At 74.0% G+C, this 24,426-nt stretch carries 15 protein-coding genes and 2 tRNA genes; 11 read left to right on the top strand and 6 right to left on the bottom strand.

Annotated features, from left to right (window positions below):
- Positions 1-52 precede the first annotated feature (52 nt).
- The 8 genes from OG490_RS17630 to OG490_RS17595 all read left to right on the top strand — a co-directional run bounded on the left by OG490_RS17630 (position 53) and on the right by OG490_RS17595 (position 7,653).
- Positions 53-565 (top strand): FluC/FEX family fluoride channel, encoded by a 513-nt coding sequence (locus OG490_RS17630; protein WP_330297252.1) that lies wholly within the window; start codon positions 53-55, stop codon positions 563-565.
- Positions 566-570: 5 nt separating this feature from the next.
- The gene (locus tag OG490_RS17625; RefSeq protein ID WP_330300966.1) at positions 571-945 is read left to right on the top strand and encodes a fluoride efflux transporter FluC; all 375 of its coding nucleotides are present in this window, start codon (positions 571-573) and stop codon (positions 943-945) included.
- Positions 946-1,054: 109 nt separating this feature from the next.
- Positions 1,055-1,657 carry a hypothetical protein gene (locus OG490_RS17620; protein WP_330297251.1) on the top strand — a complete coding sequence of 201 codons (603 nt, stop codon included), beginning with the start codon at positions 1,055-1,057 and terminating at the stop codon, positions 1,655-1,657.
- A 282-nt stretch (positions 1,658-1,939) separates the two neighbouring features.
- Positions 1,940-4,354 (top strand): DEAD/DEAH box helicase, encoded by a 2,415-nt coding sequence (locus OG490_RS17615; RefSeq protein WP_330297250.1) that lies wholly within the window; start codon positions 1,940-1,942, stop codon positions 4,352-4,354.
- A 180-nt stretch (positions 4,355-4,534) separates the two neighbouring features.
- A tRNA-Lys gene (locus OG490_RS17610) sits at positions 4,535-4,607 on the top strand.
- Between the two features lie 267 nt (positions 4,608-4,874).
- Positions 4,875-4,948: transfer RNA gene (locus OG490_RS17605), tRNA-Met, on the top strand.
- Positions 4,949-5,148: 200 nt separating this feature from the next.
- A complete protein-coding gene (locus OG490_RS17600) occupies positions 5,149-6,324 on the top strand; it encodes a PP2C family protein-serine/threonine phosphatase (protein WP_330297249.1) in 1,176 nt (391 codons plus the stop codon).
- 288 nt (positions 6,325-6,612) lie between these two features.
- Positions 6,613-7,653: a M23 family metallopeptidase gene (locus OG490_RS17595; protein ID WP_330297248.1), complete on the top strand. Its 1,041-nt coding sequence runs from the start codon at positions 6,613-6,615 to the stop codon at positions 7,651-7,653.
- Here the strand turns inward: OG490_RS17595 and OG490_RS17590 are convergent.
- The 4 genes from OG490_RS17590 to OG490_RS17575 all read right to left on the bottom strand — a co-directional run bounded on the left by OG490_RS17590 (position 7,604) and on the right by OG490_RS17575 (position 12,905).
- The gene (locus OG490_RS17590; RefSeq protein WP_330297247.1) at positions 7,604-9,013 is read right to left on the bottom strand and encodes a PrsW family intramembrane metalloprotease; all 1,410 of its coding nucleotides are present in this window, start codon (positions 9,011-9,013) and stop codon (positions 7,604-7,606) included. The two genes, OG490_RS17595 and OG490_RS17590, sit on opposite strands and share 50 nt — an antisense overlap.
- Positions 9,014-9,101: 88 nt before the next feature.
- Positions 9,102-9,920: a tRNA (guanosine(46)-N7)-methyltransferase TrmB gene (gene trmB, locus OG490_RS17585; RefSeq protein WP_330297246.1), complete on the bottom strand. Its 819-nt coding sequence runs from the start codon at positions 9,918-9,920 to the stop codon at positions 9,102-9,104.
- 66 nt (positions 9,921-9,986) lie between these two features.
- On the bottom strand, positions 9,987-11,186 hold the full coding sequence (lhgO, locus tag OG490_RS17580) for an L-2-hydroxyglutarate oxidase (RefSeq protein WP_330300965.1): 1,200 nt from the start codon (positions 11,184-11,186) through the stop codon (positions 9,987-9,989).
- 78 nt (positions 11,187-11,264) lie between these two features.
- A complete protein-coding gene (locus OG490_RS17575) occupies positions 11,265-12,905 on the bottom strand; it encodes a sporulation protein (protein ID WP_330297245.1) in 1,641 nt (546 codons plus the stop codon).
- 688 nt (positions 12,906-13,593) lie between these two features.
- Here OG490_RS17575 and OG490_RS17570 point away from each other — a divergent pair.
- Positions 13,594-15,867 carry an asparagine synthase-related protein gene (locus tag OG490_RS17570; protein ID WP_330297244.1) on the top strand — a complete coding sequence of 758 codons (2,274 nt, stop codon included), beginning with the start codon at positions 13,594-13,596 and terminating at the stop codon, positions 15,865-15,867.
- Positions 15,868-16,220: 353 nt separating this feature from the next.
- Positions 16,221-19,631 carry a BTAD domain-containing putative transcriptional regulator gene (locus tag OG490_RS17565; protein WP_330297243.1) on the top strand — a complete coding sequence of 1,137 codons (3,411 nt, stop codon included), beginning with the start codon at positions 16,221-16,223 and terminating at the stop codon, positions 19,629-19,631.
- On the opposite strand, the gene OG490_RS17560 is transcribed toward OG490_RS17565, so the two are convergent.
- A complete protein-coding gene (locus OG490_RS17560; protein WP_330297242.1) occupies positions 19,618-21,570 on the bottom strand; it encodes a sigma-70 family RNA polymerase sigma factor in 1,953 nt (650 codons plus the stop codon). The genes OG490_RS17565 and OG490_RS17560 overlap by 14 nt on opposite strands.
- A 319-nt stretch (positions 21,571-21,889) precedes the next feature.
- Entirely contained in the window at positions 21,890-22,684 is a 795-nt protein-coding gene (locus OG490_RS17555) for a TetR/AcrR family transcriptional regulator (protein WP_330297241.1), read from the bottom strand.
- A 342-nt stretch (positions 22,685-23,026) separates the two neighbouring features.
- On the opposite strand from OG490_RS17555, the gene OG490_RS17550 reads away from it, so the two are divergent.
- Positions 23,027-24,421 carry an NAD(P)/FAD-dependent oxidoreductase gene (locus OG490_RS17550; protein WP_330297240.1) on the top strand — a complete coding sequence of 465 codons (1,395 nt, stop codon included), beginning with the start codon at positions 23,027-23,029 and terminating at the stop codon, positions 24,419-24,421.
- The last annotated feature ends 5 nt before the right edge of the window (positions 24,422-24,426 follow it).

Below are 24,426 nucleotides of genomic sequence, written 5' to 3'. Positions count from 1 at the left end.
GTGACGAGACGTGCGGAGCCGCGCCGGTGACCCGGCCGACGGCGGAGCGCCGGTGACCCGGCCGACCGGGGGCGCCGAGGCCATCGACCCGGACGTCGACCTCCATGTGCCCGCGCAGCGCGCCGAACCCCTGGGGCGGGTGCTCGCGGCGGTGGCGGCGGGCGGCGCCGTGGGCGCCTCGGCGCGGTACGGGATCTCCCTGCTGTGGCCGGCCGCGCCCGGGGCGTTCCCGTGGGCGACCTTCTGGATCAACGTGACCGGCTGCGCGCTGATCGGCGTACTGATGGTGCTGATCAGCGAGGGCGGCCGGACCGCCCCGCATCCGCTGGTGCGGCCCTTCGCCGGGGTCGGGGTGCTCGGCGGGTTCACGACCTTCTCCACCTACGCGGTGGATTTCGCGCACCTGCTGGACGACGGGGAGGCCGGTACCGCGCTGGCGTACGCCGGGCTCACGGTCGTCGGGGCGATGGGCGCGGTGTGGGCGGCGGCCACGGTCACCCGGCGCGCGGTCGGCGACGGCCGCGCTCGTGGACGCGGGCGGTCGCGGGGGCGGGGGCGCCGGTGAGCTGGCTGAACTGGCTGACCGTGATGGCGGGTGCGGCCGTAGGGGCTCCGCTGCGGTACCTGACGGACCGCGCGGTGCAGCTGCGCCACGACTCGGTGTTCCCGTGGGGGACCTTCGTGGTGAACGCCACAGCCTCCCTGGTGCTGGGGGCGCTGGCCGGCGCGGTGCTGGACGGGGCCGCCTCCTCGCGGCTGAACCTGCTGATCGGCACCGGGCTGTGCGGGGCGCTGAGCACCTACTCGACCTTCTCCTACGAGACGCTGCGGCTGGCCGAGCGGGGCTGGAAGTTCCTCGCCGCCGCCAATGTGGCGGCCTCGGTGCTGGTCGGGCTCGGCGGGGTCGTGCTCGGCTACCAGGTGGCCGGACAGCTGTTCGCCTGACGGGGCGCGGCCCCGCTCGGCACTGGGGCGTGTCTCTTACGGGGCAAAGGGAGTTGGGCACATTGACCCGCTCACTGCGGACTCTTGTTCTGTGTTCCGGAGGTGCCCCGTGCGCCAGTTGTCCGCTTCCCTCCGCTTCCGCCGCCCCTCGCGCCGCCCCCTCCGGCTGGTCGTCGCCGCCCTCGCGGTGGCGGCGACGGCCTCCACGGCCGGCTGCATGAGCGTCGGCGACGACGCCGCGAAGCCGGGGCCCTCCTCCTCGGCGGGCACCCAGAGCGGGAAGTCCGGCGGGTCCTCGTCCGGGAAGGGCGCCGGGGTGCACGGCGGCGGCCACGGCTCGAAGGACGTCGCGGGGAACCAGGAGGGCAAGGCCGGGGAGCCCGGCAAGGCCTCCGGCGCGCCCGGGGCCTCCCCCAGCCCGGGAGCCCCGGCGGGCCCTCCCGGGGCCCCCTCGCCCTCGGCGGGGCCGGGCGGCGGCGCGGGCGGCCAGAGCGGCCAGCAGCCCTCGGGCGGAGGCTCCGGCTCCGGGTCGGGCTCCGGCGGGGCGGGAGGCTCTGCCGGAGCCGGTGGCTCCGGGGGCGGGCAGCCGCCCTCTCCGAGTCCGCAGCCGCCGACCCCGGCTCCGTCGGCCTCGACTCCGCCAGTGACGCAACCCACACCGAGTCCGGTGGTTCCGTCGCCGGATCCGAGCGGGGTGCCAGGGGGGCAGTGACTGGCGCGTTCCTCTGTTCGCGCGCCCCCCTACCGGTGTCGGCCGCTGCTCTCCCCGTTGGCGTTTGTGCAGGTCAGAGGCTTATTCGGGGGAGTGACTTGCCAGACCCGGGGGAGGGTGCGTATGGTTATAGATCGTTTGATCCCATTGCCCGGCGCCGACTCCGAAGAGCGCCGCGTGGCGCGTACTCTCCCCAACCGTGGCTGACCGCATTGAGGCGGTCGATTTGCGATTCACGGAGTTTGGGCGCGTGCCGAGACTCCGGAAGGTTTCGCATTTCGCATGTCCATTTCCAGTTCTGACCGTTCCGTCATGCCCGAGAACGACTCCAACGAGATCGTCGACGCCGAGACCCTTGCGGTCACCGAGGCCATCGAGGCCGTAGTCGCCGACGAGATCATCGAGGCTCTTGAGGCCGACGTGGCGACCGGCGAGTCCTTCGAGGACTCCACCATCGACACCGACACCACCGACTTCGACGACGAGGCTGCGGCCGACGACGCCGACGCCGAGCCCACCCTGACCTTCGGCGACCTCGGTCTGCCGGACGGCATCGTGCGCAAGCTCGCGCAGAACGGCGTCACCGCGCCCTTCCCGATCCAGGCCGCGACCATCCCGGACGCCCTGGCCGGCAAGGACATCCTCGGCCGTGGCCGCACCGGCTCCGGCAAGACCCTCTCCTTCGGTCTGCCGACCCTGGCCTCGCTGGCCGGCGGCCACACCGAGAAGAAGAAGCCCCGCGCGATCATCCTGACGCCGACGCGTGAGCTCGCGATGCAGGTCGCCGACGCTCTCCAGCCCTACGGCGACGTGCTCGGCCTGAAGATGAAGGTCGTCTGCGGCGGTACCTCCATGAGCAACCAGATCTTCGCTCTGGAGCGCGGTGTCGACGTCCTCGTCGCCACCCCGGGCCGTCTGCGCGACATCATCAACCGCGGCGCCTGCTCCCTGGCGAACGTCCAGGTCGCGGTCCTCGACGAGGCCGACCAGATGGCCGACCTGGGCTTCCTGCCCGAGGTCACCGAGCTGCTCGACCAGATCCCCGGCGGCGGCCAGCGCATGCTCTTCTCCGCCACCATGGAGAACGAGATCGGCACCCTGGTCAAGCGCTACCTGACCAACCCCGTCACGCACGAGGTCGACAGCGCGCAGGGCAACGTCACGACCATGACGCACCACGTCCTCGTCGTGAAGCCGAAGGACAAGGCGCCGGTCACGGCCGCCATCGCCGCCCGCAAGGGCCGCACCATCATCTTCGTCCGCACCCAGCTGGGCGCCGACCGCATCGCCGAGCAGCTCATCGAGTCCGGTGTGAAGGCCGACGCGCTGCACGGCGGCATGACGCAGGGTGCCCGTACCCGCGTCCTCGCCGACTTCAAGGACGGCTACGTCAACGCGCTCGTCGCCACCGACGTCGCCGCCCGCGGCATCCACGTGGACGGCATCGACCTGGTCCTGAACGTGGACCCGGCCGGCGACCACAAGGACTACCTGCACCGCTCGGGCCGCACCGCCCGCGCCGGCAAGTCCGGTGTCGTCGTCTCGCTGGCGCTTCCGCACCAGCGCCGCCAGATCTTCCGCCTGATGGAGGACGCGGGCGTCGACGCCACGCGCCACATCGTCCAGGGCGTCGGCGCCTTCGACCCCGAGGTCGCCGAGATCACCGGTGCGCGTTCGCTGACCGAGGTCCAGGCCGACTCCGCGAACAACGCCGCGAAGCAGGCCGAGCGTGAGGTCGCCGACCTCACCAAGCAGCTGGAGCGCCTGTCGCGCCGTGCCGTCGAGCTGCGCGAGGAGGCCGACCGCCTGGTCGCCCGCTCCGCGCGTGAGCGCGGCGAGGACCCGGAGGCCGCTGTCGCCGAGGTGGCCGAGGCCGCTGTCGCCGAGGTCGCGGCTGCCGTCGCGTCCGCGCCGGTCGTCGAGGAGCGCCCCGCGTTCCAGAGCCGTGACGAGCGTGGCAACTTCGAGCGCCGTGACAACCGTCGCGACGACCGCGGTGACCGTGGCGGTGACCGTGGCGGCGACCGTGGCGGCTTCCGCCGCGACGACCGTGGCGACCGCGGTGGCGACCGTGGCGGCTTCCGCTCCGGTGGCGACCGTCCGACCGGTGGCGGCTTCCGCTCCGGTGGTGGCGACCGTCCGTCCGGCGGTGGCTTCCGTCGCGACGACCGCCCCTCGGGTGGTTTCAACCGTGACGACCGTGGCGGCTTCCGCTCCGGTGGCGACCGTCCGACCGGCGGCTTCCGCTCGGGTGGCGACCGTCCGACCGGTGGCGGCTTCCGCTCCGGTGGTGGCGACCGTCCGTCCGGCGGTGGCTTCCGTCGCGACGACCGCCCCTCGGGTGGTTTCAACCGTGACGACCGTGGTGGCGACCGTGGCGGCTTCCGCTCCGGTGGCGACCGTCCGACCGGCGGCTTCAACCGTGACGACCGCGGTGGCGACCGTGGCGGCTTCCGCCGCGACGACCGTCCGTCCGGTGGCTTCCGCTCCGGTGGCGACCGTCCGACCGGTGGCGGCTTCCGCTCCGGCGGCGGTGACCGTCCGTCCGGCGGTGGCTTCCGCCGCGACGACCGCCCCGCGGGTGGCGACCGCCCGTACGGCCGTCGTGACGACAACCGTCCCTCCGGCTCCGGTTCGACCGGCGGTTCCTCCTTCGGCCGCCGCGACGACAAGCCGCGCTGGAAGCGCAACGACTAATAACGTCCCGAGCTGACGGCTCGGAACATGAACAGGGCCCCTACGACACCTTCGTAGGGGCCCTGTTCGCATTCCACCGCGAGCCCCAGAGGCCCTCGCCGACATGCTCCGGCCCGGACAAGCCGATATGCGATCGGCTGCCCGGCGCTCTGCGGCTATGCTCTGGGGTGAGCACGCCACGGGCCATTAGCTCAATTGGCAGAGCAGCGGACTTTTAATCCGTTGGTTGTCGGTTCGAGTCCGACATGGCCTACTGCTCGCAGGCGGGGGTCAATCCCTCCGGACCTGCTCCTGAGCGCCCCACCCGGCTTCGGCCCGGTGGGGCGCTCAGTCGTTTCCGGGCCGGATGGCCCGTACGCGGGCGGAGTTCGCCGACTCCACTGACCTCGTGAGGTCGGCCCCAGCGGCCGCGGGAAACCCGGTTTCAAGGCTCTGACCTGCGGTTATGCCCGTCTGGGAGAGGGGCGGACGTTAATTGGCGAAGCCCTCCCCCCGGATGGCGTAGAGTTGGGTTTACCGACGCGGGGTGGAGCAGCTCGGTAGCTCGCTGGGCTCATAACCCAGAGGTCGTAGGTTCAAATCCTGCCCCCGCTACTCAGTACGAAGGCCCGGTCCCCTCAGGGGGGCCGGGCCTTCGTCGTATACCCGTGCAGATCTCCGCACTCCGCACTCCGCTCCCGTCACCCGAACGGTCCCGCCCGGGTCGCCGAACGGGCCCTCCTGCGGACAGCCTTGGGGGGCGAGGCGGCGGCGGGCCCGCACCCGTGCGAGGGACCGGGCGGCAGGAGAGCAGCGTGGTGCGGCTGGGCCGACAGGGCAGGGGCGGGCGCGTGTTCGGCGCGGCCGTCGGCAGCAGCCGGGTCCGCCGGATCGTCAGAACGCTCCCGTTCACCCTGATCGTCCTCGGATTCCTCTTCGACCTCCTCACCCCGCCCAGCTTCACCGGCTCCCCCTTCTTCTCTGCGGCCCCGCTGATCGCGGCCCCGCTGTTCTCCCTGCGCTCCACCATGCTGATCGGGGCCCTGTCCACGGTCGCCGTGATCCTGCTGCACATCTTCAACGGCACCAGCTGGCAGGTGGAGTCCCTGACCGAGCTGGCCACCGTGCTCACCGTCTCCGGGCTGGCCACGCTGATCAACACCGTGGTGCGGCGCAGCGGCGCGCAGCTCGCCTCCGCGCGCGGGATCGCCGAGGCCGCGCAGCGCGCCGTGCTGCCGACGCCCGCCGAACGGATCGCGGGGCTGCACGTGTCCGCCTCCTACGAAGCCGCGCAGGCGGACGCCTTCATCGGCGGCGACCTCTACGCCGTGCAGGACACCCCGTACGGGGTGCGCCTCGCGGTGGGCGACGTACGGGGGAAGGGGCTGGGGGCCGTCGAGGCCGTGGCGGTGGTCCTGGGGGCCTTCCGGGAGGCGGCGGAGAGCGAGCCCTCGCTGGAGGCGGTGGCGCAGCGGCTGGAGCGGGCGCTGGCCCGCGAGGGCAACCGGCGCGACAGCCTGGACGCGGTGGAGGGGTTCACCACGTGCGTGCTCGGCGAGATCCCGCCGGGCGCCGGCGTGCTGCGGCTCGTCAACCGGGGCCATCCCGAGCCGCTGCTGCTGTACGCGGACGGCGGCCTCGCGGCGCTGGCCCCCGCCGAGCCGGCGCTGCCGCTGGGCATGGGGGACCTGGGCGGCTGGCCGGACCGGGTGCAGGAGTGGCCGTTCCCGGCGGGGGCCACGCTGCTCCTGTACACGGACGGGCTGACGGAGGCCCGGGACGGGTCGGGGACCTTCTACGATCCGGCGGACCGGCTGCGCGGGCGGGTCTTCTCCGGCCCCGACGAACTGCTGAGCGCGCTCGGCACCGACGTACGCCGTCATACGGGTGGCGAGGCCACGGACGACATGGCGCTGCTGGCCGTCGCGCGGCCGGGGGAGCGGCAGCAGGACCGGCGGCGGACGGTGCCGGTGGTACCGAAAGGCAACTGAACGTAACCGAAAGGGCGCGTTCAGCAAGGTCTCTGACGAGCCGTCAATGTGAAGATGTGGCGGAAGAGGCGAGGGAGTCGGCCAATTTTTGCCCGAGTTGATCCGGGAGTGAGCGCAAAAGTCCTGGCCATAGCCGTTCGGGGAGTGGCTGATTGTCGTTAACGATCAATCGCAACTGCTTGGAATCACTCCCCTTCTTCTATTACCGTTCGATAACGCAGCGCGGTCGTCCCAGCCGTCGCAAGAGATGGCGCCGTGCGCGTGCGTGTCCATGAGGAGTGTGCCCCGGTGGCCTCCAACTCGCCTGCCCCTGAAGGCATCGAAGTCCAGGAGCCGCCCACCGCCGGCGCCTGGGGCGAGTGGAACCCGACCGAGGACTCGGCCCGGCCGCTGCGCGGCAAGCACCGCGTCCTCAAGCAGCGCGGCGGACTCGCGCGCTCGTCCACCGTCCTCGGGGTCGGCGTCATCGCGGCGGTCGGCGCGGGCGGCATCGCCACCGCGCAGGACCGCCCCCAGGTGGCCATCACCCTGCCCTCCCTGCCGTCCCTGCCCGAGGTGCTGGGCGGCAGCGGAGACGGCAACGCGCAGCACGCCGACGGGAATTCGGACGGGAACGCGGACACCGCGGCCGTGCAGCGGACCGGCCTCATCCCGAGACAGGCCGACCGGAGCAATGACGCCGGTGAGCTCCTGCGCAGCCGCATCCTCCAGCAGGCGGGGTCCCAGCAGGAGGCCGCCGCGGCCCAGGAGCGGGCCGAGACCGAGCGGATCGCCCAGGAGGCCGCCGCCAAGGACGCGCACGCGGCCCAGGAGACCGCGCGCAAGGCGGCCGAGGCAGCGGCGGCCGAACAGGCCGCCAAGGAGACGCGCGAGGCCGAGGAGGCCAAGGCGGCCGCCGAGGCCAAGGCCAAGCAGGAGGCCGCCGCGGTGGCCGGCAGCTACTCCCTGCCCACCTCCGCCTACACCCTCACCTCGCACTACGGGGACGCCGGCTCCATGTGGTCCTCCGGGCACCACACCGGCCTCGACTTCGCGGCCCCGACCGGCACCCCGGTCAAGGCGGTCGGCAGCGGCAAGATCACCTCGGCCGGCTGGTCCGGCGCGTACGGCTACCGGATCGTGCTGGAACTCCCCGACGGCACCGAGATCTGGTACTGCCACCTGTCCTCGATGTCCGTGACCGGCGGCACCGTCGCTGCGGGCGACACCATCGGCCGCGTCGGCGCCACCGGCAACGTCACCGGCCCCCACCTCCACCTCGAAGTGCGCGAAGGCGGCTCTACGGTGGACCCGCTGGCGTGGCTGACGGCACGGGGCCTGAACGTCTGAGGCCGTACGGCCCCCGCTCCCGCGGAGCCGGTACGCCGGCCAGCACGGGCCGGCCCGCTCCCGCCGGGCCGAAGCGGTCGGCCGCGGCGAAACGATCGTCCGTGGCGAAACGGTCCGCCGCCTCGAAGCGGTCCACCGTCCCGAAGCGGTCCGCCGCCCCGAAGGCGTCCGCCGCCTCGAACGGGTCCGCCGGGCCCAGGGCGTCGAAGGAGGGCGGCAACAGCTCCTCCAGGGCCGCCGCCCGGCACAGCGCCGGGCCCGCCGTCGCCCGGCGCAGCCAGAGCCGGCTCAGCAACTCCCGTTCCCGGAGCGCGAAATCCGGCTCGCCGACCGGACCGCCGCTGCGCGCCCGGCGGCGTAGCAGGGCAAGGGCCACCGCGTCGGCCTCGTACAGGGCGACCGCCCGCGCGGCAGGGCGGCCCCCCACGCCGCGGGCCAGCTGGCGGGCCAGCGAACGCGCCGGCACCGAAGCCAGCGCGGGCACCTCGGCGCGGCCGAGCCAGCCGGCGGCCGCGTACACCGCGAGTTCCGCGGCGACCGTGCGCAGGCGGCGCCGCCGCAGCCACACGGCCAGCCAGACCAGGATCCCGAACACCGGGACCATCACGCAGCCGTAGACCACGTAGAAACCGGACTCACCGAGGTCCGAGGAGCTGTTCCACAGCGCGTGCAGCCCTATGGCCGGAGCCAGTCCCAGCAGCGGCAGCACGATCCGGCGGGCCCGGCGGACGCTGAGCGCGGCCGCGCCGAAACCGAGGCCGGTGAGCACGGTGAACAGCGGATGCGCGAAGGGGGACATGACGATGCGGACGAAGAACGTCGCGGCCGTCACGGAGTTCAGCACCTCGGTGCCGTTGGTGGCGTCCTCGTCGAAGGCATTGCCGAGATAGAGGATGTTCTCGGTGAAGGCGAAGCCCACGGCGGTGAAACCCGCCACCACGAAACCGTCGGCCGGGCCGGTGAACTGGCGTCTGCGGAAGAGGAACACCAGCAGGAGGGCCGCCGCCTTGGCGGTCTCCTCGACCAACGGCGCGATGGCCACCGAGCCGAGCCGATCGGCATGGGAGGGATCGGCGGTGGCCGCGGCTATCCACTCGGTGGCGAAACTGTTGGCCAGTATGGCGATCAGCGCGGCGGCGCAAGCACCCCAGCCGAAGCAGAACAGCAGCTGCGCCCACGGGTGCGGGGCGGCCCGGCCCAGCCACCGGAAGGCCGCCATGAGCGGCGGCACCGGCAGCAGGGCCAGAGCGAGACCGACGAGGAACCCGGGCGTGCCCGTCTGCTCCCGTACGAGCTCCAGGATCGCGACGCCGGACGCGGCGAGCAGCACCACGAGTACGTACACACGCACACGCGGCATGGGGAGCACGCGGAGCACACGGAACAGTCGGGTCGCTCGGGACACGCGATGACTCTACCGATCCGCGCGGACACGCGGAGTGACGTTGTCAGTTCTCCGCGTTACCCGTGCGGCGGAAGAGCAAGTCGTGTACGACGTGGCCCTTGTCGAGACCCTGGCCCTCGAAACGGGTGAGGGGCCGGAAGTCGGGGCGGGGCGCATAGCCGCCGTCGGCCTGGGTGTTCTCGAACTCGGGCTGCGTGGTGAGCACTTCGAGCATCTGCTCGGCGTACGGCTCCCAGTCGGTCGCGCAGTGCAGGACCGCCCCGGGCGCCATGCGGGTGGCGGCCAGTGCGAGGAACTCGGGCTGGATCAGCCGCCGCTTGTGGTGGCGGGCCTTCGGCCAGGGGTCGGGGAAGTACACGCGGAGCCCGGCGAGGGAGTCCGGGGGCAGCATCTCGCGGAGCAGGATGATGGCGTCGCCGTTCGCGACGCGCACATTGGTCATCCCGCCCCGCTCGGCGAGGGCGAGCAGGTTTCCCTGCCCGGGGGTGTGCACGTCGGCGGCGAGGATCCCGGTGCCGGGATCGGCGGCGGCCATCTGCGCGGTGGCCTCGCCCATGCCGAAGCCGATCTCGAGGACGACGGGAAGCCCGTCGAACATCTTCTTGAGATCGAGGACCTCGTGCCCGTCGATGTCGAGCCCCCAGGTCCCCCAGAGCCGCTTCAGGGCTTCGCCCTGCCCGGTGGTCACCCGGCTGCGCCGGGGCTGGAAGCTCCGGATCCGCCGTTCGTGGTGCGAGCCGGCCGGATCGGGCGCGGGCCCGTCGGGGAACCGCGGCTCGGTCCGCCACTTCGGGGGCGTGTAGGTGGTCGCCTCCGGCGCGGGTTCCGGGGCAGGGTGCGGGGGGTTTTGAGAGTCAGCCACAATGCGCCCGATTCTACGCGGGCGCCCCCGGGGCTGCCGCGCCCGGCAGGATCCCGAAGGGGCGGCCTACGCCGTGCGCAGCGCGGTCAGTGCCCGGCCCGCGATCTCCCGCCCGATGGGCAGCGAGGCCGTGGCCGCGGGCGACGGCGCGTTCAGCACGTGCACCGTCCGCGGTGCCTCCCGGATCAGGAAGTCGTCCACCAGCGTCCCGTCCCGCAGCACGGCCTGCGCCCGCACTCCGGCCGCCGAAGCCACCAGGTCCGCCGCGGTCACCGCGGGCAGCAGTCTGCGTACGGCTTGCAGGAAGGCGGGCTTCGACACCGACCGCCGGATCTCGCCCGCCCCGTACCGCCAGTGGCGCGCGGCCATCCGCCAGGATCCCGGCCAGGCCAGCTCGTCCGCGAGGTCCCGCGGCCGCACGACGCCCCAGCCGTACCCCTCGCGCGCCAGCGCCGGCACCGCGTTCGGTCCGACGTGGACCCCGCCGCCGATGCCCCGGGTCAGGTGGACGCCGAGGAAGGGGAACGCCGGGTCCGGCACCGGGTAGACCAGCCCGCGCACCAGCTCGGGCCGGGCCAGGTCGTAGTACTCGCCGCGGAACGGGACGATGCGCATGCCCGGGTCGTCACCGGCCAGCCGGGCGATCCGGTCGCACTGGAGCCCCGCGCAGTTCACCAGGACGCGGGAGCGCACCACCAGGCCGGTGGTCGTGCGCACCGCAACCCCCGAGGCGCGCCGCGAGATCAGGTCCACCGCGCCGCCGTAGACGATCTCCGCGCCGGAGGACTCCGCCAGCTGCCGGGCGACCCGCCCGTAGTCCACGATCCCGGTGGTCCCCACGTGGATCGCGGCGAGCCCGCGGACCTCCGGCTCGTACTCCGCGATCTGCGTCGGGCCCAGCTCGCGCACCGGGATGCCGTTCTCCCGGCCGCGCTGGACGAGCGCGTGCAGGCGCGGCAGCTCGTCCCGCCCGGTGGCGACGATGAGCTTGCCGGTCACCTCGTGCGGGATGCCGTGCTCCGCGCAGAACTTGACCATCTCGGCCGCACCGCGCACCGCGAAGCGCGCCTTGAGCGAACCGGGCTTGTAGTAGATCCCGCTGTGGATCACACCGCTGTTGCGGCCCGTCTGGTGCCGGGCGGGGCCGTCCTCCTTCTCCAGGACGACCACACGGGTCCCCGGAGCGAGCCCGGCGAGGGCATGCGCCGTCGACAGGCCGACGATTCCGCCGCCGATCACCAGCACGTCGCAGTCCACCCTGCCCATGCTGCCCAAGCCGCCCACGCTGACACCTCCCACCCCTGCATAGTGCACCCCGCCACTGACAACGAGGCCACGCGGGGCCTATGCCGGGGTCACCAGCAGAGGCCTGGCCCGCTCGCGCAGTTCGGCGACGCGCGGTTCGTCCCCGTACGGTTCCAGCCGGTGCAGCAGGTCCCGTACGTACTCGTTGGTCCGCGCCGAGGAGATCCGGCCCGCGACCTCCACCGCCCGGGTGCCGGCCGCGCAGGCCGCGTCGAGGTTCCCCGACTCCAGCTCGGCCACCGCGCTCACGACGAGCCGCAGCCCGTGCGAGCGTACGTACTCCTCGGTCGGCCGCGAAAGTGCCTGTTCTGTGAATCGCCTTACCTGGCGGGGGAGTTTGAGGTCCCGGTAACACTCGGCCGCGTCCGCCGCGAAGCGGTCGTAGGAGTAGAAGCCCAGCCAGGTCGGATCCCCGTCGCCCTCCCGGGCCCGCTCCAGCCAGCCCTCGGCGGCCCGCAGCGCGGACCCGGCGGCCGCCGAATCGCCCGCCTTCGCGTGCGCCCGGGCCTCGACGAGGCGGAAGAAGCTCATGGTGCGGGCGGTGGCCAGCCCCCGGTTGCGCTCGACGGCGGCCTGCGCGAGGTCCACGCCCTCGTCGGGGAAGTCCCGGTACGTCGCCTGCAGCGACATCGAGGCCAGCACGTACCCGCCGAGCGGTACGTCGGCTGCGGCGCGGGCCAGGCGCAGGGCCTGGATGTAGTACCGCTGGGCCGCCTCCTGCTGGCCGGTGTCGAAGGCCATCCAGCCCGCCAGCCGGGTCAGTTCGGCGGTCGCGCCGAAGAGCGCGCGGCCCACCTCGTCGGTGTAGGAGCCGAGCAGCAGCGGCGCCGCGTCCACCCGCAGGCACTCGGGGACCATCGACGAACGCCAGTCGCCGCCCCCGTACTTGGAGTCCCAGCGGCGGGCGTCCTCGGCGGCCTCGCGCAGCTTGGCCACATCGCTGTGGCCCACGCGCTGCGGGCCGGTCTCGGGGGCGGGCGGCGCGGGCGTTTCACCGGAAGGCTGGGCGGGCACACCCCCGACAAGGGCGCCCGGCGGTGCCGGAAGCCCCTCCGGCGGGGCCGCGCCGGGCACGGGTTCGCGCGAGGGAGCTGTCGCGTGGGACGGGGCTCCGCGGCGCTGGCTCAGGCCGTTCGGCTGCCCATGGGGCGGCTGGCCCTTCGGCTGTCCATGAGGCTGCTGCCCCTGCCCCTGCCCCTGCCCCGGTTCGCGTGCCACGGAGCCGTCGGCGGGAGATATCAGCCAGCGCGAGGCCGGTGTGGCGTAGGCCGACACCGAGAAGGAACCGGCGAGCGACTGCCAGATCCCGCCACCGCCGCGCCGACCGGCGAGGTCGAGCCGGTAGAGGTCGGTCGCCGAGCGCACGGCGGCCCCCACGTCCCGCGGGAAGGCCAGCCCCACCTCGGGCGCCGGGTCCGCGTCCGCGAGACCGATCTCGTGCAGCGGCACGGGCCGGCCCAGCTTCGCGCCGATGGCGGCCGCGATCAGGTGCGGGGCGGCGCCCTGCGGCACCATCCCCTTCGACACCCACCGGGCCACCGATGTCTTGTCGTACCGAAGCGTCAGGCCGCGCTGTGCGCCGAGGTCGTTGACCCGGCGTGCCAGCCCGGCGTTGCTGATGCCCGCGAGGGCGAGGACGGCGCCGAGCTTCTCATTGGGCTCGCGGAGCTCCCTGGACATGCGCCACCCCTCGTCACACGCGGAACGCAGACGCCGCCGGGGCATAGGCGCCCGGCATTTCGTAAACCCAGCGTAGTTCCCCGCCTCCCAAGCGTTAAGGCCCCCTGTTCCGTATGGCGGGATTGTTGTCCGTATGCACAGTCGGGCGGGGTCCCGTGCCCGGGGCGCACGTGTCGCGGCGTGCTCCGCCCGTGTGGCCGTGCGCCCGGCCGTGCGCTCTGGCCGCTCCACCGGCCCGGCGATTCGATGACGGTGCGTGGGTCGGCCCGCTGCGTGAATCCGGCGGGCCGGGGGATGCCGCTGCCTCAATCCCCGCGGGTGGCGGAACGGTCCGGGGGGTGGATCCCGCCTCCCGGACCGCGCTCCGCGCACCGGGCCCGGTGGGCCCCCGGTACGGCCGCAGGGTGGCCGGAGTACGGCCCCGACAGGGCCGCAGGATGGTTTCGGCACGACCGCAGTACGGTCGAAGAATGGCCGAAACCGACCTATGGGACGGTGGGAACGGAACGCCAAATACCGCATGGACGGGGCGTGTTCGTTTGCATGTGCGCCCCCCTTAACCACTCTCGCACGCCTGTCACGTGGCAGCATGGACCCCGAGCCACCCGGGGTCCCGCCGGCCGCGCCCAGTAGCGCCGACCGCGCGGTTCGCACCCCGGTCAGGTGCCCACGGGCTGTGGAGGCGGCGGTGCGCTGGTTGGTGGGTTGGAGCAGTATCGCCGCGAGCTTCGGCACGGCCGGACGGGTCGCGGGGCAGAGCCCTGCACAAGGCGCCGGCCAGGGGGGATACGGCTCCGGGTACGCCTCTTACGGGTCCGCCGCCTACGGGAACGGCTCCGGTTACGGGAACGGCGACGGCTCGGGCCACGGCTACGGCCATGGCGACGGCCCCCTCCGCGGCGGCCTCGCCGACGCGGACCACCCCGACGAACCGGGCGCCGCCGATGCCGACCGCACCGTGGTCCCCGTCGGCGCCCAACTCCTGTGGGGCGACCCCGACCCCCTGTGGGCCGTCGGCGACTGGCGCCCCGACGAGATCCGCACCCTCACCGCCGACCCCGCCGACCCCTTCACGCGGCTCGCCGTCCTCGGCTGCTGCGGGGCCACCGACGAGGAACTGCGCCGCGCCCTCTACGCCGCCCGCGGCGGCGCCCTGCGCCACCTCACCCAGTGGCCCGGCAGCTACACCGCCGTCGTCCAGGCCGGCCGCCGCATCACCGTGGTCGGCGACCTCGCGGGCGCCCGGCCCGTCTTCTACACGCCCTGGGCCAGCGGAACCGCGTACGCCACCGCCGCACTCCCGCTCGCCGACCTGATCGAGGCGCAGCTCGACATCGGCCACCTCGCCGCCCTGCTGGCCTGCCCCGACAGCCCGGAGGCGCTGGGCGACGGCACACCGTACGTCGGCGTACGCCGCATCCCGCCCGGCCACGCGCTGATCCTGCGCGAGGGCTCGCGGGAGATCACCGGGTACGAGCCGGTGGCCTCCCTCGCGGTGGCCGCCCCGACGGCCGACCCCGAGCGCGCGGTGGAGGGCGTACGGGAAGCGTTGGTCGACGCGGTGCGCGCCCGGCTCACGGCTCCCCGCCATGCCCCCGACACACTGCCCCACGATCCCGGGCCCGTTCCCGGAATGGGCCCCGCCGACCGGCGGGCGGCCCGCGGCGCCCCCGTACCCGGAGTCGGCGCCGACCTCTCCGGCGGCAGCGCCTCCGCCACCCTGGCCCTCCTCGCCGCCGGACTGCCCGGAGCCCCCGGCACGGTGGTGAGACAGTCCGGCGAACGACTCCTGGCCGTCACCTTCAACGACCTCGCCACCCCCCGGGGCCGCGAAGCCGAACTGGAACGCGCCCACGCCATCGCCGCCAACCCCCGCCTGCACCACGTGGTCGTGGCCGCCGCCGAGGAAGCCCTCCCCTACGCCGACCTCGACGGCCCGCTCACCGACGAACCCGGCCCCTCCCTCATCTCCGCCGCCCGTGAGCGGCGCCGCCTGGCCGCCGGCTCCGCCGACCACTTCACCGGCCACGGAGCCCGCCAGGTCCTCGACGCCCACCCGGCCCGCCTGGCCGACCTCCTCCTCGACCGCCGCCGCCGCCACCTGCTGCGCCCCGTCGCCGCCCTCACCCGCTCCGCCCCCGGGGAATCCCTCCTGGTCCCCTTCTCCATCTACTCGGCGGCCCGCCGCCTCGCCCGTACGCCGTACCGCACGGGCATGGAGGCGGCCGCGGCCCGCCTGCGCGAGGGCGCGATCACGGGAGCCACCTCCTCCTCCCCGGTCGACGCCTCGCTCGCGGCCCTGACCTGGTCCCGCCCGGGCCCGGCAGCGGCCTGGCTGACCGGCGAAGCCCTGGCCGAGGTATCGATCCGCCTCCACAACGCCGCGGCCCGCCCTCCCCTCTCCCTGCGCCCCGGGGAGGCCCGTGCCCGCGCCGTCCTGGCCCGCCACGCCGCCGACCACCGGGTCTTCGAACAGGCCGTCGAGGTCCGAAGCCAGCGCCTGCACGCCCCCTTCCTGGACAACCAGGTCGTACGGGCCGCCCGCGCCCTCCCCGAATCCCTGCGCGTCCAGCCCGGCGCGCGGGCGGCGATCCTGCGCAGCGTCCTGTCCTCGGCCGGAGTACGCGAACTCCCGCCCGGCTGGGGCGCCACGGCCCACGCCCCGAACGAATCCGCGACCCGCCTGGGCCTGACCGCAGCCCTCCCCGCCCTCCTGACCCTCTTCGCCACCCCCCTCCTCGCGGACGCCGGCCTCATCGAAGCCAGGGTCGTCCGCCAGGCCCTGCTCGACGCCGCGGACGGCCGCCCGGTCCCGCTGGACGGCCTCGCGGAACTCGTCTCCATGGAACTGTGGCTGGGCCGCCTGATGGCCCGCCGCGGCACCTGCTGGACCGGCACCTCCACCCCCCGCCGCCGAGCAGTCCCCAAGGGCCTCCCCACCAGGCGCCCAGCCCTGTCCTGACCCGGACCCGCCCCGGGGGCCCGGCCCCCGGAGCAGCCTTCAGCCCGTCCGGCGTTTGAGGACCGGGTCCGGGCGGAGCCCGGGGAACGGTGGAAGGGCGGGGAGGGGCAGGCCCCGCGCAGCGGAACACCCGTAGCCCCGCACCGGCCGGACCGGCACCGCGCAGCGCACACGACTGCGGGCGGCGGCGGCCCGCACACGCCCACGGGGCGGTACCGAATCAAGCCCCGCCGGCCTTTGAGGCGCGGCCACGGCGCCACGGCCGGAAACGCCACGCGCAGTGGCACAGGGCCGCAAGGCCACGGCCGGAAACGGCTCGGCGCCAACCCCCACCACCTGTGCAGAATGAGCCCGTGCTGTACCTCATCCTCGGCAACACCGAGGCCCGCGACGGGTCGAACACCCCCCTCCCCCTCGGCGGCGCCCGCCTCCGCGCCCTCCTCACCGCCCTCGCGATCCGCTCCGCCGCGCCCACGACGGCCCCCGGCTCCGGCCCCGGCCACGGGCACCGGCACGCCCCCGTCCCCGTTCCCGTCCCCGACCTGATCGACGAGGTCTGGGGCGACGACCCGCCCCGGGAGGCCCCCGCCGCGCTCCAGGCCCTGGTTGCCCGCCTGCGCCGCGCCCTCGGCGGCAGGGACACCGTCCTCGCCGACCCCGCAGGCGGCTACCGCCTGGCCGTCGACGGCCCGGACGACGTGGACCTGCACCGTTTCACCCGGCTGGCCCGCCTGGGAGCCCAGCAGTTGGCCGGTCAGGATCCCGCCACCGCCGCCGGAACCCTCCGCTCCGCCCTGGCCCTCTGGCGCGGCCCCGCCTTCGCCGACCTCGCGGAGCCCGCCCGCACCGCCCACGCGGCCGTCGCCGAGGCCCACCGCAGGGCCGCGCTCCGCGACCGCATCGAGGCCGACCTGCGCTCCGGCCGCACGGCTCCCGCGACGCTCCTGCCCGAGATCGAAGCGCTGATCCACGAGTCCCCGTACGACGAACCCCTCCGCGCCCAGCAGCTCCGCGCGCTGCGCGCGGCCGGCCGCCCCGCCGAGGCCCTCGCCGCGTACGACCGCACCCGCCGCACCCTCGCGGACGCCCTCGGCGCGGATCCCGGCCCCGAACTGGCCGCCCTGCACGCGGAACTCCTCCGGCCGACACCCCCACCCCCGGCCGACACCCCCGCCCCCATCGCTGTCCCGCAGGGAAACCTCCGCCCCCGCCTGACCTCCTTCGTCGGCCGCGAACCCGAACTCGCCGCCCTCCAGGCCGACCTGGCCCGTCTGCGCCTCATCACCCTGACCGGCCCCGGAGGTTCGGGCAAAACCCGCCTGGCCGAGCACGCGGCAGCCGCGTATGCCGCCGCACCGCCCCCCACCGACGACCACCACCCCGACCCGGTCTGGCTGGTGGAACTGGCCCGACTGGACCACCCCGCCGCCGTTCCCGGCGCCGTCCTCAGCGCCCTCGGCCTTCGCGAAAGCAGCCTCGTCGCCCGCGAAAAGGCCGTCCGCGAAAAGGCCGTCCGCGAGAAGACCGCCCCCGAAGACGCCACCACGCTCCTCGTGGAGCACTGCGCCAACCGCCGCCTGCTCCTCGTCCTGGACAACTGCGAGCACGTCATCGCGGCCGCCGCCGACCTCGCCGACCGGCTCCTCGCGCACTGCCCGGGCGTACGCATCCTCGCGACCAGCCGCGAGCCCCTGGGTGTCCCCGGTGAAACGATCCGCCCCGTGGAGCCGCTCCCACCCGCTCCCGCGCACCGCCTCTTCGCCGACCGCGCCGCCGCCGCCCGCCCCGGCTTCACCCCCGCCGAGGACCCGGCCGCCGTGGCCGAGATCTGCGCCCGCCTGGACGGTCTGCCGCTGGCGATCGAGCTGGCCGCCGCCCGCCTCCGGCTGCTGACTCCGCGGCAGATCGCGGACCGTCTGGACGACCGTTTCCGGCTCCTGACCAGCGGTTCGCGCACCTTGCTGCCGCGCCAGCAGACCCTCCGCGCAGTGGTCGACTGGTCCTGGGACCTCCTGGACGAGCCCGAGCGCACGGTCCTTCGACGTCTGTCCGTCTTCGCGGGCGGCTGCGACCTCACGGCCGCGGAGGCGGTCTGCGCCGAGGACCGGGACCTGGACGTAGCGGACCTCCTCGGCTCCCTCGTCGACAAGTCCCTCGTCCTGGCCGAGCCGGCCGGCCCCGCCGGCATGCGCTACCGCATGCTCGAAACCATCCACGAGTACGCCACCGAACGCGCCGCGGAACACACGGCCGCCCACCAACCCCCACCCACAACAGAAGCCCCACCCACAACAGGCCCCACCCCCACCGCCCTCCGCCACGCCGCCCACTTCGCGGCCCTGGCCGAAGAGGCCGAACCCCACCTCCGCTCCGGCGACCAGCTCCCCTGGATCCGCCGGATCGAGACCGAGCTCGACAACCTCCGCGCCGCCCTCCACACCGCCGTCACCCACCGCGACAGCGACACCGCCCACCGCCTCGTCTTCGCCCTCGGCTGGTTCTGGTGGCTGCGCAACTACCGCGACGAGGGCTCCGAGTGGGCCACCGAAGTGCTCGCCGTCACCCCGCCCGACCCGCCCGAGGGCTCCCCGGAGTACTGGAGCCTGATGCGCCTGCACGTCCTGCGCGTCTTCCTGCTCGCCGAGGGCCGCGCGATCGAGGAGTTCGACACCCCGGAGTACGCCGCCCTCTGCGCCCGCATCACCGAGGCCTTCGGCCACGGCAGCCCCGAGACCGCCCGGTTCCCCGGCATGCTCTGGCCCATGGCCGCGTACCTCACCGGTGGCGTCCTGGGCTTCCACGCCCACCTCGACACCACCGTCGAGAGCTGCCGCCGCTACGGCGGCGACTGGGAACTGGGCGTCACCCTCATGCTCCGCACCCACGTGGCCATCGACATCACCGGCGGCCTGCCCACCGTCGACGCGGACATCGCCGAACTGCGCGAGATCGCCGGCCGCGTCGGCGACCGCTGGACCCGCTCCACGGTCGCCAGCGCCGCCGGGGAGCTCGCGCTCTCGCGCGGCCGGTACGACGAGGCCCGCGCGGAGTACGAGGAGTGCCTGCGCCTGGCCCGCGAGGTCGGGGCCTACATCGAGGCGCCCTTCGCGCTCGTGCGGATCGCCGAGGCGTCCTTCTCGGCGGGTGAGTTCGACACCGCCGAGCGGCTGGTGGCGCAGGCGGACCGGGAGGCGGACGAGTACGGCGTGGCCTCCGACGTGCGCGCCTACAGCCGGCTGATCTCCTCGCTGCTCGCGCTCTTCCGCGGCGACCTGGACCGGGCGCGCACCGAGTGCGAGCTGGCCCGTGCCGAGGCCGGGAAGGTCACGGGGCCGCCGCAGCTCACCGCCGGGCTCGACAACATCGACTCCCTGCTGACCGCCCGCACGCAGGGCCCGGCGGCCGCCCTGGCCCGGATCGCACCCGCCCTGGCCTCGGCGGTGGCCGGGCACTGCGCCGAACGGGTCCTGGCCGCCCTCGCGGAAACCGCCGCCTGCCAGCTGGCCGACGTGGGCCGGCCGGCCGAGGCCGTACGGGTCTTCGCGGCCGCCACGGCCTGGCGCGCGGGCAATCCGCGCTCGGTCCCGGAGGCGGCGGCCCTGGCCGAGTTCCCGGCCCGCACCCGCGCCGCCCTCGGCGCGCGGGACCACGCCCGCGAGGAGGCGGCGGGCGCCGCACTCACCCCGTCGCAGGCGGCGACCCTGGTCAGCGAAGCCGCCCGCGCCCTGCCCCAGCCCCTCGCTCGTCCCCTCAACGACAGCTGATGACGGCGTCCGCCCAGCTCGCCAGCGTCGGCAGGTGGCCGCCCTCGGCACGCTCCACGACCAGGCGCAGCGTCTTGTGCCCGGACAGGGGTACGGACACGTTCGCCGCGGCGTCCTCGTAGCCCAGGGCCTGGGACTGCCACAGCCGCTCCCCGTCCCCGTACACGGAGAAGCGCACCTCGCCGTCCGTGTGCAGCGCCAGCCCGTCCACACCGGCGCGCGCGGAGAAGTTCGTGCACTGCCGGTTCAGGGCGATCTCCACGGAGGACCGGGGGCTGACGGTGATCCCGTGCGCGAAGCGCTGCCCGCCGATCTTCAGCCCCCAGCGCTGCCACACCCAACTGCTCTGCCAGGTCCGGATCTCGGGGCCTTGGTGATCCCCGTAGGCGGACTGGCCCAGCACCGCGAGCCGGAACGGCTCCGCGGCCTTCGCCGGCGGCGTCGTCGGGCTCGGCTTCGGTGTCGCCTTCGCACTAGGGCTCAGGGTGGGACTCGGGCTCGGCGACGGCCGCTCCCGGCTCGGCGAGGCCGCCGGCGGGGCCGGAGCCCTGCTCGCCGGAGGCGCAGGCTTCGACGGCGGCGGTACGGGTCCTCGTGCGGGCGGCGGCTGCGCCCCCGACGGGCTGGGCTCCTGCGCGGCCGGGCTGGACACCCGGGGCGCCGGCACGACCGGCGCGGCCACGCTCGGAGCGGGCTGCGCGCGGGCGGGCGGATCGGCGTCTTCGCCGGTCAGGGCGAAGACCACGCCGGCGGCCGCGGCGACCACGACCCCGGCGGCGATGGCGGCCTTGGCCGGAAGCCCCAGCCCTTCCGAAGCCAGCGCTCCGCCGACGCCGGAAGCTCCGCCCGACCCGGCGGCCCCACCGGCGGCGGCGCCCCCGGCAGTGCCCGCAGCTCCGGCCCCGGCGGTCGACCCGCCGACGGCGGCCGCGGCGGCCCCCGCACCGCCCGCGGCGACGGCCCCGCCGGCCACGACTCCGGCCGCCTTGGCCGCGTACCCGGCGGCGAACCACCCGATGACGGCGACCGGCAGCAGGGCGGGAATGCCCGCGTTGACGTCCTTGAGCTCCCCGGCGGCGACCCGGCACCGGGCGCATTCCTCCAGGTGCTGGCGCAGCCCCCGCTCGGCCCGCATCCGCAAGCCGCCGCGGGCATAGGCCCCCAGCCGGTCGGCGAACCGGGCGCAGTCCCCGCCGGAGCTCAGCGCGGTGGACACATGGGCTTGCAGGTAGGCCTGCTTGAGCCCTTCCCGGGCCCGGCTGGCCAGTACCGCGGTGGCGTTGGCGCTCAGTCCGAAGAGCGGGGCGATCGCGCTGGGCGAGGCCTCCTCGACGGTGGTGTGCCAGAGCACGGCCTGCCACCGCTCGGGCAGGCTCCGGAAGGCCTGCATGGCCAGCGACTGCTCGGCCTCGTGCATCGCTCGGACGTCGGCGCCGAGTTCCAGGGTGTCGTCCCCGGTGAGCCCGACCGCGCCGTCACCGGAGGACACGGAGGCCTGCTCCGCGAACAGCGCGAAGTCCTCGACGAGGTGTTCCCGCTTCGCGGTCTTCGCCCAGGCCGCGGCGACCCGTCGCACGGTGGTCAGGAGGTAGGCCCGCACCGACTGGTCCGGACCCGCCCCGCCCCGTACCGCCTGGAGCGTGCGCGCGAACACCTCGGCCGTCAGATCGTCGGCGGTGTGGCCGTCGCGGCAGCAGGTGCGGGCATAGCGGCGCACGGCATCGGCGTGCCGGCGGAACAGTTCCTCGTACGCGCCGTCGTCACCGCCGCGCATCCGCGCGATCAAGTCCCCGTCGGACGGCGGCAGCTCACCGCTCGCCCCGGCGGCGTGCCGCCCGCCCGGTTCGCGCTGCGCCGGAACCTGCCGGGCGGGCAGGCTGCCCGCCTCGACCTCGCCACCGGCGCCACCGCGTGGCTCTTCCCGCCCGTCAACGCTCATCGCGGAAGCCCTCGCACGACACACTCAACCGGTACACCGATCCAGCGTGTCACACGGCGGGCGCGTGCCGAGACCGTCTCCACACCATCCACTCATCCGGGCACAATCCGGCGAATTGCCGTACGTCACCTCACCCGTTCGAGTGAACGCCCGCCACCGGCCCCCGATTGACCCGCGCAGCCCCGGCGGGCCGCGACCCGCAGCATCTGCACGGGACGGACCCGTACGGACGGCCTGCCAGGACCGTCCGTACGTCCACGTCGAACCAGCCGGACCAGCCGGACCAGCCGAACCAGCCGAACCAGTCAGACCAGTCGGACTAGACCGTCCGGGACCGCAGCCCCTCCAGCAGGATGTCGAGCAGCCGGGCCGAAGCCGCCGCCTGCTGCGCCGCGTCCGGCAGCGCGGGCGCCGCCGTGGCGATGACCAGCAGGACATCGGCCACCGTGACGTCGGCACGCAGTTCACCGGCCTCCCGGGCCCGGTCCACCAGACGGCCGACGACCTCCAGCAGTTCGCCGGCGCCCGCGTCGTCCGAAGGCTCGTCGTCGTGGCCGATCCGCGAGGTGGCGCCGACCACCCGCAGCTCGGGCACTCCGCCGGCCACGACGGCCTGACGCTGGTGCGGCACCCGCGCGGCCTCGGCATCCGCCTCGTCCTCGCCGGGACCGCCGACCCGCAGCACCTGCGGCGGCAGCAGCCGCCCGGCGCCGGAGGCCACGGAGGTGCGCAGGAAGCGCGACAGCGCCTGCCACGGCTCCTCCTCCTGGCCGAGCGCCGTCCGGGCCTGCTCGGTCAGTCGGGAGGTCTCCTCCTCGGCTATCCGCCGGACCAGGACGTCTTTGCTCGGGAACCGCCGGTACACGGTGCCGACGCCGACCCGCGCACGGCGGGCGACGTCCTCCATCGGAGCCCCGTAGCCCAGCTCGCCGAAGACCTCGCGAGCTGCGCGCAGTACGTGTTCGAGGTTGCGCTGGGCATCGACGCGCAGCGGCGTGGAACGACCCACGCCGTGCGTGGTTGCGCCGCTCGCCATCAGCCGGCCGTTGTTCTCCGAAGAGGACGTGGCGGACGACAGAGCGGTCGCAGAAGCATGGAAATCGGAAATGTTCATATGTATCCCCCGGTAATCATTTGTCTCCCCCCGGAGACACTCCCCGCCTTCGCGTCGAGGGGGGCCACGGTCATGAGGGCCCTGGTCCTACTCCTCGACGAGATACGAACATAGTTGAGCCAGAGTCAATTCAGAAGAGGCCGCCCCGGACGGACCACCGCCCGATCGGAGCATTCACCCCGACTTTTCCGTTCCAAGCCTCCGGAATCACCGCTTCCGCACTGCTTGACCTGCACACCTTCCCCTCAACCCACACACTTCGACACCCCTGTCCCAGCACCCCGCCCGGTCACACAATTTGTCGGGCCTGTGGACAAACTCCCGGCCACGTTGCGTCATGGGGTGGTGAAGGCTGCTAACTCCCGGGGCGCGGCCCCCGGTACCCCGCCCCGCACGCGGATCCTGATCGTCGGCGGCGGCTACGTAGGCATGTACACGGCACTCCGGCTCCAGCGAAAGCTGAGAACCGGCGAGGCCGAGGTCACGGTGGTTACTCCCGAGCCGTACATGACGTACCAGCCCTTCCTCCCGGAAGCGGCCGCGGGCTCCATTTCCCCGCGCCACGTCGTGGTTCCACTGCGCCGCGTCCTCGCCAAATGCCGCATCGTCATCGGCGAGGCCCGCCGCATCGACCACGCCAAACGCACCGCGACGGTCGTCACCCTCGCCACCGAGGAGGAGGGCGCAGGCCCCGTGGAGATCGAGTACGACGAACTCGTCCTCGCCCCCGGCTCCGTCTCCCGCACGCTCCCCATCCCGGGACTCGCCGACTACGCCATCGGATTCAAGACCGTGGAAGAGGCCATCGGCCTGCGCAACCACGTGATCGAACAGATGGACATCGCCTCCTCCACCCGCGACCCCGCCCTCCGCGACGCCGCCCTCACCTTCGTCTTCGTCGGCGGCGGCTACGCGGGCGTCGAAGCCCTCGGCGAGCTCGAGGACATGGCGCGCTACGCCGCCCGCTACTACCACAACGTCAAACCCGAGGACATGAAATGGGTGCTGGTCGAGGCCAGCGACCGGATCCTCCCCGAGGTCGGCCCCGAGATGGGCACCTACACCATCCGCGAACTGCGCCGCCGCGGCATCGACCTCCGCCTGGAGACCCGCCTCGAATCCTGCGAGAACCGCGTGGCCGTCCTCAGCGACGGCGCCCGCTTCCCCACCCGTACCGTCGTGTGGACCGCGGGCGTCAAACCGCACCCGATCCTGGCCGCCAGCGATCTCCCCAAGAACGAGCGCGGCCGCCTGGCCTGCACCTCCTTCCTCACCGTCGAGGGAGTCGAGCACGCCTGGGCCGCCGGCGACGCCGCCTCCGTCCCCGACATCACGGCGGCGGAGAAGGGCGTCCCCTGCGCCCCCAACGCCCAGCACGCCGTCCGCCAGGCCAAGGTCCTCGCCGACAACCTCGTCTCGTCCCTGCGCGGCGGACTCCTCACCGAGTACGCCCACAAGTACGCCGGATCCGTGGCCTCCCTCGGCCTCCACAAGGGCGTCGCCCACATCTACGGCCGCAAGCTCAAGGGCTACCCGGCCTGGCTGATGCACCGCGCCTACCACCTCAGCCGCGTCCCCACCCTCAACCGCAAGACGCGCGTGCTCGCCGAGTGGACGCTCTCCGGTCTCTTCAAACGCGAGATCGTTTCCCTGGGATCCCTCGAACACCCCAGAGCAGAATTCGAACTCGCCGCGGGCGGAGGTCCCAAGGAACCCCCGAAGAAGACCGCGGGCTGAAGCCG

The sequence above is a fragment of the Streptomyces sp. NBC_00503 genome, assembly GCF_036346895.1.
In the GTDB taxonomy this organism is placed as follows: Bacteria; Actinomycetota; Actinomycetes; order Streptomycetales; family Streptomycetaceae; genus Streptomyces.
This window is presented reverse-complemented; position numbering and strand designations above follow the sequence as displayed.